Source organism: Streptomyces sp. AK010 (assembly GCF_014207295.1).
GTDB classification, from domain to species: Bacteria; Actinomycetota; Actinomycetes; order Streptomycetales; family Streptomycetaceae; genus Streptomyces; species Streptomyces massasporeus.
On the sequence record NZ_JACHCX010000073.1, the window covers coordinates 1 to 1,449 of the forward strand.

The following is a 1,449-nucleotide window of genomic DNA, read 5'->3' on the forward strand; positions in this document are numbered from 1 at the left end:
TACTCCAGTCTGACTTCGCGATCTTGAGTCGGGTCCGGCTGGGAACGGGTACGGCCACCGCGTGATCATCGGGGGTTGTGTGGACTCCTGAAGATCGTGCGGTGGCCGCGGGCCATAGCGTAGACCCTGTCCGTTGGCGCTCGATGTTCGACCTGGTCATGGCCCGGATCGCGGGCCGGTTCGGGCGGGTGGAGCCCCGGGCGACTGCCCGCGCCTACCTGCTTGGGCTGCTGTCGAGCGTCGAGCGGAAGAACTGCTGGCAGCTGGCCGAACTGGCCGGACACGCCCGGCCCGGGCCGATGCAGCGCCTGTTGCGCTACGCCCGTTGGGACGCGGATGCCGTCCGCGACGACGTCCGCACCTATGCCATCGAACATCTGGGCAGCGACGGCGGGGTTCTCGTCGTCGACGAGACCGGCTTTCTGAAGAAGGGCCGGGCCTCGGCGGGGGTGCAGCGGCAGTACACCGGCACCGCAGGACGCATCGAGAACAGCCAGGTCGGCGTGTTCCTCGCCTACGCCACCGACCGGGGACGGGCTTTGATCGACCGTCGGCTCTACCTTCCCGAGCACTCCTGGTGCTGCGATCCGGAGCGCCGCCGCGCTGCCGGGATACCCGACGAGGTGCAGTTCGCGACCAAGCCCCGCCTGGCCGGGGAGATGATCGCCGCCGCGCTGGAAGCGGGCATCACCGCTTCCTGGGTGACCGGCGACGAAGCCTACGGCCAGGACCCGCACCTGCGCGCCCGTCTGGAGGAGAGGGGCATCGGCTACGTCCTGGCCGTGGCCTGCTCCACCAAGGTCCCAATCAACCAAGGACGCACCCCCGTCCGTGCGGACACCCTCGCCGGCCAGCTCCCCAGCACCGCCTGGCAGCGGCACAGCGCCGGCAGCGGTGCAAAGGGCCCGCGCTACTACGACTGGGCCTGGGTCCACATCGGCACCGGCGGCCACCGCCACCTGCTGATCCGCCGCAACCGGAGCACCGGTGAACTCGCCTTCTACCTGTGCTGGTCACCCACCGACGTGCCCCTGTCCGAGCTGGTCCGCGTCGCCGGTGTCCGCTGGAGCGTCGAGGAGTGCTTCCAGGCCGCCAAGGGCCAGGTCGGACTCGACCACTACCAGGTCCGCAACTGGACCTCCTGGCACCGGCACATCACGCTCGCCATGCTCGCCCTGGCCTTCCTCGCTGCCCTCGCAGCCGACGCGGCTCCCGACCGGCCCGCCGATCCGCACCACCCCACCCGCAGCCGCGAGCCGATCGCGTTGACCGTTCCGGAAATCCGCCGCCTGTTCACCGTCTTCCTGATCCCACCGGCCATGTCCATGGACAGGCCGCTGCACTGGTCCGCCTGGCGCAGACGCCACCAGGCAACAGCCCGACGCAGCCACTACCAACGACGGTCCACCGACGAACCCGCTGGATAGATCACGAAACCGCACTGGAGTA

At 69.8% G+C, this 1,449-nt stretch carries 1 pseudogene; it reads left to right on the plus strand.

From position 1 onward, the window contains the following. Nucleotides 1–143: 143 nt before the first annotated feature. Nucleotides 144–1,208 (plus strand): annotated as a pseudogene (locus tag HDC93_RS37635) (IS701 family transposase); the annotation flags it as partial. Nucleotides 1,209–1,449: the final 241 nt, after the last annotated feature.